Genomic DNA, 7422 nt, shown 5'->3' with positions numbered 1-7422 from the left:
GTGCTGGCTTGCTCCTCAAACGCATCGTTTGAGGAGCAAGCCAGCACGCTCGATGCCGCGGGGCGGGGTCAGCCGACCGGGCGCGCCGGCTCGATCGGGACGCTCGGCAGGTGCTTGGCCGGCAGCGTCCTGGGCCGCCAGGCCGCGCGCTCCGCCTCGAAGGCCGCGATGTCGTCCTCGTGCTGCAGCGTGAGGCCGATGTCGTCGAGGCCCTCCATGAGGCGCCAGCGCGTGTAATCGTCGATCTGGAACGGCACGGTGACGTCGTCGGCGTGCGCGGTGCGCGCCTCGAGGTCCACGGTCACCTCGGTGCCGGGCTTGGTCTCGAGGATCTTCCAGAGGATCTCGATGTCCTCCTGCGCGACGATGCCGGCCACGAGGCCCTGCTTGCCCGAGTTGCCGCGGAAGATGTCCGCGAACCGGGGCGCCAGCACCACGCGGAAGCCGTAGTCCTTGAGCGCCCAGACGGCGTGCTCGCGGGACGAGCCGGTGCCGAAGTCCGCGCCGGCGACGAGCACGGAGCCGGCCTTGTACGCGTCCTGGTTGAGGATGAACGTCGGGTCGCCGCGCCAGGCGGCGAACAGCGCGTCCTCGAAGCCCGTGCGCGTCACGCGCTTGAGGTAGACGGCGGGGATGATCTGGTCGGTGTCGACGTTGGTGCGGCGCAGCGGCACCCCGACGCCCGTGTGGGTGGTGAACTTCTCCATGACGATCTCCTGCTACGGGGTGGGGGGTCAGACGAAGGACGGGGCGGACAGCGGCGCCAGCGGGGTGCCGTCGAACGTCGTGAGGTCGACGTCGCCCTCGAACTCGAGGTCGGCGACCGACGACAGCGTGCCGCGGATGGCCGTGGCCGCCGCGACCAGCGGCGACACGAGGTGGGTGCGCCCGCCCTTGCCCTGGCGACCCTCGAAGTTGCGGTTGGACGTCGACGCGGCGCGCTCGCCCGGCTGGAGCTGGTCCGGGTTCATGCCGAGGCACATCGAGCAGCCGGCGTTGCGCCACTCCGCGCCGAACTCCTTGAAGATGACGTCCAGGCCCTCGGCCTCGGCCTGCAGGCGCACGCGCGCCGAGGCGGGGACCACGAGGACGCGCACGTCGTCGTTCTTGTGCCGGCCCTGGAGCACCTTGGCCACCGAGCGCAGGTCCTCGATGCGGCCGTTGGTGCAGGAGCCGATGAAGACCGTGTCGACCTTCACGTCGCGCAGCGGCGTGCCGGCCTCGAGGCCCATGTACTCCAGGGCGCGCTCGGCGGTGACGCGCTCGTTCTCGTCGGCGATCTCGGCCGGGACCGGCACGGAGGCCGACAGCGGCAGGCCCTGGCCCGGGTTGGTGCCCCAGGTGACGAAGGGCTCGAGGTCGGCCGCCTCGAGGACGACCTCCGCGTCGAACTCGGCGTCGTCGTCGCTGCGCAGCGTCGACCAGTACTCGACGGCGGCGTCCCAGTCCTCGCCCTCGGGGGCGTGCGGGCGGCCCTGGAGGTAGTCGAACGTGGTCTGGTCGGGGGCGATCATGCCGGCGCGGGCGCCCGCCTCGATGGACATGTTGCAGATGGTCATCCGCGCCTCCATCGAGAGCTTGCGGATGGCCTCGCCGCGGTACTCGAGCACGTAGCCCTGGCCGCCGCCGGTGCCGATCTTGGCGATGATCGCCAGGATGATGTCCTTGCTGGTGGCACCCGGGGGCAGCTCGCCGTTCACGGTGATCGCCATCGTCCGGAACGGCGCCAGCGGCAGCGTCTGGGTGGCGAGCACGTGCTCGACCTCGGAGGTGCCGATGCCGAAGGCCAGCGCGCCGAACGCGCCGTGCGTGGAGGTGTGCGAGTCGCCGCAGACCACGGTGAGGCCGGGCATCGTCAGGCCGAGCTGCGGGCCCACCTGGTGCACGATGCCCTGGTCGGCGTCGCCGAGGGAGTGGATCCGGACGCCGAACTCGCGGGCGTTGTTGCGCAGCGTGTCGATCTGCGTGCGGCTGGTGAGGTCCGCGATCGGCAGGTCGATGTCGAGCGTCGGGGTGTTGTGGTCCTCGGTCGCGATCGTCAGGTCGGGACGACGGACGGGGCGCCCGGCGAGGCGCAGGCCCTCGAACGCCTGCGGGCTCGTCACCTCGTGCACGAGGTGCAGGTCGATGTAGAGGAGGTCGGGTGCCCCGTCGCTGCCACGGCGCACCAGGTGCGCCTCCCAGACCTTCTCCGCCAGCGTGCCGGCCATCATGAGCTCCTCGTCCGCCGCGTCCCGCGGCCGTCGTGCGTGTGCGTGTGTCTCGGTCGATACCGCCGGTCGGGACCGGCAAGGCTCGGTCCGCGAGACGGTTCCGTCCAGTGAGATGCGGTCCTCGACTTGCAATCTCAGTGGGCGAGACGCCAATATCGTCCTATGGACGATACTAGCGGAGTCGGCGTACTGGACAAGGCCGCGTCCGTGCTGGGTGCTCTGGAGGCGGGTCCCGCCACCCTGGCGCAGCTGGTCTCATCGACCGGACTCGCCCGCCCCACGGCGCACCGCCTGGCCGTCGCGCTCGAGCACCACCGGCTCGTGGGCCGAGACATGCAGGGGCGGTTCGTGCTCGGACCGCGCCTCAACGAGCTCGCGACGGCGGCCGGCGAGGACCGGCTCCTCGCCGCGGCCAACCCCGTGCTGACCGCCCTGCGCGACCACACGGGCGAAAGCGCGCAGCTCTACCGGCGCCAGGGTGACCACCGCGTCTGCGTGGCCGCCGCCGAGCGACCGGTCGGCCTGCGCGACTCGATCCCCGTGGGCGCCACGCTCACCATGCACGCGGGCTCCGCGGCGCAGATCCTCCTCGCCTGGGAGGAGCCGGACCGCCTGCACCGCGGCCTGCGCGAGGCGGTCTTCACCGCGACGATCCTGTCCGGCGTGCGCCGCCGCGGGTGGGCGCAGTCGGTGTCCGAGCGCGAGCTCGGCGTCGCGTCGGTGTCCGCGCCCGTGCGCGGGCCGTCGGGGCGGGTCGTGGCGTCGGTGTCCGTCTCCGGCCCCGTCGAGCGGCTCACCCGCCAGCCGGGGCGCCTGCACTCCGCCGCCGTCGTCTCCGCCGCCAACCGGCTCACCGAGGTGCTCCGCCGCGCGGGCGAGTGAGCCCCGCACCCTCCTGATCTCCGCCAGGGCGCCACGGGCCCGGCCGCCGCGTACCGACGCGGCGCGCCGGGCCCGGTGCTGTCCGGCCCCGTCCCAGGTCAGTACGCTCCTGGCTGGTGGGGCAACCCTGCCCCGAGACCCGAGAGGCGTGAGGACCTGATGCCCGCGAAGGCCAAGACCCTGCTGATCTGGATCGTGGTGATCTTCCTGATCTTCGCGATCGTGAACGACCCGGACCGAGCCGGCAACATCGTCACCTCGATCTGGGACTTCATCGCCAACACGATCTCCAGCTTCGTGCAGTTCTTCTCCACCATCGCGTCCTGAGCCGACCCATGGTCACCGAGGAGCCCCGGCAGCGCGACGCCGTCCGCGCGCACGGGCACCTGCGCCGGTACGTGCTCCCCCGCGAGCACGTCATCGTCGCCACCCGGCGGCACTGGGCCGTCCTCCTCGGGCCGATCGCCCTGACCGTCGGCGCGTTCCTGCTGATCGGCACCATCGTCATGTCCACCCCGGTGGACGTGCGCAGCACCGCGCAGTGGCTGTGGCTGGTCTGGTTCGTCGTCGCGGGGCGCCTCGCCTGGCGCTGCCTCGAGTGGCGCTACGAGTGGTTCGTCGCGACGGACAAGCGGCTCCTGCTGCTGTACGGGCTCGTGGTGCACAAGGTGGCGATGATGCCGCTGAAGAAGGTCACCGACATGGGCTACTCGCGCAGCCCGCTGGGGCAGGTCCTCGGGTACGGCCGGTTCGACATGGAGTCCGCCGGCCAGGACCAGGCGCTGCGCACCATCACGCACGTCCCGCACCCCGACGCCACGTACCGCACGCTGTGCGACACGCTCTTCACCCCCGGCCGCTCGCACGACGACGATGACGACGCGCCGGCGGGCGGGGGGACGCCCGGGGGCCGTGTCCCCGGCGGGCCGACGATCGTCCCGGGCCGCACCGACCCCGAGGGCCCGCGCCCGACGACGCAGCCGATCGCCGTCCAGCCCGCCACCCCGGCGCCGCGGCCGCCCGAGGCGCAGCCGAGCGAGGGCGCGCACCCGGTGACCTGGAAGCCCACCGGCGCGAGCTACCCCCACCCGAGCAGCGACGGCGCGACGGTGCCCGACCCGTTCCTCTAGCGGCGGGCACGACGGCGATGGTCCCGATCCCGAGACGAGCGACGTCCGGGAACGACGAAGGCCCGGTCCTGTCGGACCGGGCCTCGTGCTCTGTACCCCCAGCGGGATTTGAACCCGCGTTACCGCCGTGAGAGGGCGGCGTCCTAGGCCGCTAGACGATGGGGGCCTGGAACTGGTCCGTGCCGCGAGGCGCTGACCTGGCGATCGACCGGCGACGGTCGACCTGCGTACCCCCAGCGGGATTTGAACCCGCGTTACCGCCGTGAGAGGGCGGCGTCCTAGGCCGCTAGACGATGGGGGCCTATGACTCGACGTCCCGAGGGACTCCGTGCCGTGCGTACCCTTCACGCCGCGTCGGCGGATGAAGAGCGTTGCGCTGGGGTACCAGGACTCGAACCTAGACTAAGAGAATCAGAATCTCTCGTGCTGCCAATTACACCATACCCCAAAGAATCAGACCCTCCGGGCGATTCCGACATCGTCGGAGCGACCGCGTCAGGCCCAACGTCAGAGAACATTACCGGATGCCGGACCGACGTCCAAAACGCGCGTGGGGTGCCGTACGTCACCTCGCGGCGGCCGTCGTGGAAGGCTCGCCCCATGACCTCCACCCCGCCCCCGCCGGCCGTGCCCGACCCGATGCCCGTCGACCCCGCGCAGGTGGCCGACCCCCAGGCGCACGCCGACCGCGCGGCGTCCTTCGAGCGGGACGCGGACGTGTACGCGCAGGTCAGGCCCTCGTACCCGCGGGAGGCCGTCGAGTGGATGCTGCCCGCCGGGCCGCGACGCGTCCTGGACCTCGCCGCGGGCACGGGCAAGCTCACCGAGGTGGCCGCCGAGGTCGCCGGCCCCGGCGCGGAGCTCGTCGCCGTCGACCTCTCCCCCGCCATGCTCCAGGAGCTGTCCGCCCGCCTGCCCGGGGTCACGACGCACCGCGGCACCGCCGAGGACGTCCCGCTGGCGGACGCGTCGGTGGACGCCGTGCTCGTGGGGCAGGCGTGGCACTGGTTCGACGCGACCGCCGCCGCCGCGGAGATCGCCCGCGTGCTGCGCCCCGGGGGCACCCTCGGCGTCGCGTGGAACGACCGGGACGCCGACGTGGAGTGGGTCGCCCGGTTCGGCGAGATCCTGCACCGGGGGGACCGCCTCGAGCCCGCGGCGGGGAACGACCCGCTGGCCGGGCTCGGCGCGGCGTTCACCGCCGTCGAGGCGCACACGGTCCGCTGGACCGACCGGATCCCCGCCGGCGCGCTGCGCGTGCTCGCCGGGACGCGCAGCTACCTGCTGACGCTGCCCGACGACGAGCGGGCGGCCCGCCTGGCCGAGGTCGACACGCTGGTCGCCACCCATCCCGCCCTGGCCGGCCGCACCGAGATCGAGCTGCCCTACGTCACGCACGCCTACCGGGCGACCCGGCGCTGACCTCGCGCCGGGCCGCGCCGGGCCGCGCCGGGCCGAGCCGGGCCGAGCCGGGCCGGGCCGCTCCATGGCCCGGGTCAGCGCGCCCCCGCCACCGCCGCGAGCCGCCGGGCGGGGGCGGAGAGCGCCGCCCCGTCGCGCCACACCACGCGCAGCCGACGCGAGAGGTCGAGGCGCGAGATCGGCACCGTGACGAGGTGGCCGCCGGCGACCTCGTCGGCCACGGTGAGGGCGGAGAGCACCGTGACGCCCTCCCCGTGGCGCACCGCCGCCTTCACCGCCGCGGTCGACCCGAGCGCGGTGACCTGCGCCGGCAGCCGCACGCCGGCCTGGCCGAGGGCGTCCTCGAGCACGTCGCGGGTGCCCGAGCCGGCCTCCCGCAGCACCAGGCGGCCGCTCACCAGCAGGTCCGGGTCGACCGCACGGCGGCGCGCCCAGGGGTGGGTGGGCGCGACGACGGCGACGAGCTCGTCGTGGGCGACCGTGCGCGACCGCAGCCCGCGCCGCACCGTCGGGCTCTCGACGAACCCGAGCTCCGCGCCCTCGTCGAGCACGAGCTCCATGACCTCGCGCGAGTTGCGCACGACCAGCTCCACCTCGGGCGCCGCGCCGTGCTCGCGCTCGGCGCGCGCGAACGCGGCCAGCCAGCGCGGCGCGAGGTACTCGGCGATCGTCAGGCTCGCCGCCACGCGCAGGCCGGCCACGGGCGCGGACCGCAGCGCCGCGGCGGCGGCCTCGAACCGGTCGACGGCGGCCACGACGTCGCGGGCGGCCTCGGCCACCCGGTGACCGGCGGCGGTGAGCGCGGTCCCCCGCGGCCCACGGGAGAGGAGCTCGAGGCCGAGCCGGCGCTCGAGCCGGTGCAGCCCGGCCGACGCCGTGGGCTGCGAGACCCCGGCGGCGCGGGCGGCCGCGCTGATCGATCCGTGGGCGTCGAGGGCGACCAGCAGCTCGAGCGCGGCCAGCGGGGGACGTTCTGCCATAGCGCGAGTCTATGGATCGATCGGCACCTGGCGCTTCCGGGGCGCCGCGCGGGTGACGAACCTGGTCCTGTGCCCACCATCCTCGCCGCACCGCGACGCCCCGAGACCCGCGCAGCCGCCACCCGCCTCGCGCCGGGCCTCGTGCTCGCCGCCGTCGCCACCCTCGTCCTGCTCGGCGTCAGCCGGCTCCTCGCCCCCGTGACGGGCGGCGCGGTGTCCCCGCTCGTGCTCGCCCTGCTGGTGGGCGCGGTGGTCGGCTCCGTGCTCGGGCGCGTGGTGCCCCGCAGCGGCCGCGCCGCGCGGTTCGCCGAGCGGGTGGGGCCCGGCACGGACTGGACGGCGCGCACCGTGCTGCGCGCCGGCGTGGTGCTGCTCGGCCTCCAGCTCTCCATCCCCGACGTGCTGGCGCTCGGCTGGCGCGGCATCGCCGTCGTGGTCGTCACCGTGACGTGCACGTTCGCCGCGATCCTCGGCCTCGGCCGGCTCCTGCGGGTGCCGCGCACCACCTCGCTGCTCGTGGCCACCGGGTTCTCGATCTGCGGCGCCGCAGCCGTCTCCGCGATGACGAGCGTGCTCGAGCGCGACCCGGGCTCCGGCGGCGCCGAGCAGGCCCGCCTGCGCGACGACGTCGCCGCCGCGCTCGCCCTCGTCACCGTCTACGGGACGATCGCGATCTTCGCGCTGCCGCCGCTCGCGAGCGCGCTGGGGCTCACCGACCACCAGGCCGGCCTCTGGATCGGCGCCAGCGTGCAGGAGGTGGCGCAGGTGGTCGCCGCCGCGGGCACCGTCTCGGCC

General features: G+C 74.3%; 8 protein-coding genes and 3 tRNA genes. 5 read left to right on the top strand and 6 right to left on the bottom strand.

Features of this window, described 5'->3' with window-relative positions:
* Positions 1-68: 68 nt before the first annotated feature.
* Together leuD and leuC are read right to left on the bottom strand one after the other, a co-directional pair.
* The gene (gene leuD / locus ACFU5J_RS21775; protein ID WP_430580108.1) at positions 69-707 is read right to left on the bottom strand and encodes a 3-isopropylmalate dehydratase small subunit; all 639 of its coding nucleotides are present in this window, start codon (positions 705-707) and stop codon (positions 69-71) included.
* Between the two features lie 27 nt (positions 708-734).
* Positions 735-2210 carry a 3-isopropylmalate dehydratase large subunit gene (gene leuC / locus ACFU5J_RS21770; protein WP_430576371.1) on the bottom strand — a complete coding sequence of 492 codons (1476 nt, stop codon included), beginning with the start codon at positions 2208-2210 and terminating at the stop codon, positions 735-737.
* A gap of 165 nt (positions 2211-2375) precedes the next feature.
* Between leuC and ACFU5J_RS21765 the strand changes: the two genes are divergently transcribed.
* The 3 genes from ACFU5J_RS21765 (at position 2376) to ACFU5J_RS21755 (ending at position 4225) form a co-directional block, all read left to right on the top strand.
* Positions 2376-3095 (top strand): IclR family transcriptional regulator, encoded by a 720-nt coding sequence (locus ACFU5J_RS21765; RefSeq protein WP_079574616.1) that lies wholly within the window; start codon positions 2376-2378, stop codon positions 3093-3095.
* 159 nt (positions 3096-3254) lie between these two features.
* Positions 3255-3422, top strand: coding sequence for a hypothetical protein (locus ACFU5J_RS21760; protein ID WP_380320620.1), 168 nt, complete (start codon positions 3255-3257; stop codon positions 3420-3422).
* 8 nt (positions 3423-3430) lie between these two features.
* Positions 3431-4225 (top strand): PH domain-containing protein, encoded by a 795-nt coding sequence (locus ACFU5J_RS21755; protein WP_430580107.1) that lies wholly within the window; start codon positions 3431-3433, stop codon positions 4223-4225.
* 93 nt (positions 4226-4318) lie between these two features.
* On the opposite strand, the gene ACFU5J_RS21750 is transcribed toward ACFU5J_RS21755, so the two are convergent.
* From ACFU5J_RS21750 to ACFU5J_RS21740, 3 genes are all read right to left on the bottom strand, one after another.
* Positions 4319-4391 (bottom strand) — tRNA-Glu (locus ACFU5J_RS21750).
* A 62-nt stretch (positions 4392-4453) separates the two neighbouring features.
* Positions 4454-4526, bottom strand: a tRNA-Glu gene (locus ACFU5J_RS21745).
* Positions 4527-4601: 75 nt separating this feature from the next.
* Positions 4602-4673: transfer RNA gene (locus ACFU5J_RS21740), tRNA-Gln, on the bottom strand.
* A gap of 152 nt (positions 4674-4825) precedes the next feature.
* On the opposite strand from ACFU5J_RS21740, the gene ACFU5J_RS21735 reads away from it, so the two are divergent.
* Complete coding sequence (locus tag ACFU5J_RS21735) at positions 4826-5647, top strand: class I SAM-dependent methyltransferase (RefSeq protein WP_430580106.1); 822 nt, start codon at positions 4826-4828, stop codon at positions 5645-5647.
* Between the two features lie 74 nt (positions 5648-5721).
* Here ACFU5J_RS21735 and ACFU5J_RS21730 read toward each other — a convergent pair whose 3' ends face one another.
* The gene (locus ACFU5J_RS21730) at positions 5722-6627 is read right to left on the bottom strand and encodes a LysR substrate-binding domain-containing protein (protein WP_430576374.1); all 906 of its coding nucleotides are present in this window, start codon (positions 6625-6627) and stop codon (positions 5722-5724) included.
* Between the two features lie 69 nt (positions 6628-6696).
* On the opposite strand from ACFU5J_RS21730, the gene ACFU5J_RS21725 reads away from it, so the two are divergent.
* Positions 6697-7422 (top strand): YeiH family protein (locus ACFU5J_RS21725; protein WP_430580105.1); only part of this gene is annotated, 726 nt, incomplete at its 3' end.

Origin of the sequence: Isoptericola sp. NPDC057559, assembly GCF_042801555.1 — a bacterium.
Lineage (GTDB): Bacteria > Actinomycetota > Actinomycetes > Actinomycetales > Cellulomonadaceae > Isoptericola.
This window is presented reverse-complemented; position numbering and strand designations above follow the sequence as displayed.

Bases quoted from the DNA above. Each gene is read 5' to 3' on its own strand.
- leuD (WP_430580108.1), bottom strand. From the start codon at position 707: ATGGAGAAGTTCACCACCCACACGGGCGTCGGGGTGCCGCTGCGCCGC.
- leuC (WP_430576371.1), bottom strand. From the start codon at position 2,210: ATGGCCGGCACGCTGGCGGAGAAGGTCTGGGAGGCGCACCTGGTGCGC.
- ACFU5J_RS21765 (WP_079574616.1), top strand. From the start codon at position 2,376: ATGGACGATACTAGCGGAGTCGGCGTACTGGACAAGGCCGCGTCCGTG.
- ACFU5J_RS21760 (WP_380320620.1), top strand. From the start codon at position 3,255: ATGCCCGCGAAGGCCAAGACCCTGCTGATCTGGATCGTGGTGATCTTC.
- ACFU5J_RS21755 (WP_430580107.1), top strand. From the start codon at position 3,431: ATGGTCACCGAGGAGCCCCGGCAGCGCGACGCCGTCCGCGCGCACGGG.
- ACFU5J_RS21735 (WP_430580106.1), top strand. From the start codon at position 4,826: ATGACCTCCACCCCGCCCCCGCCGGCCGTGCCCGACCCGATGCCCGTC.
- ACFU5J_RS21730 (WP_430576374.1), bottom strand. From the start codon at position 6,627: ATGGCAGAACGTCCCCCGCTGGCCGCGCTCGAGCTGCTGGTCGCCCTC.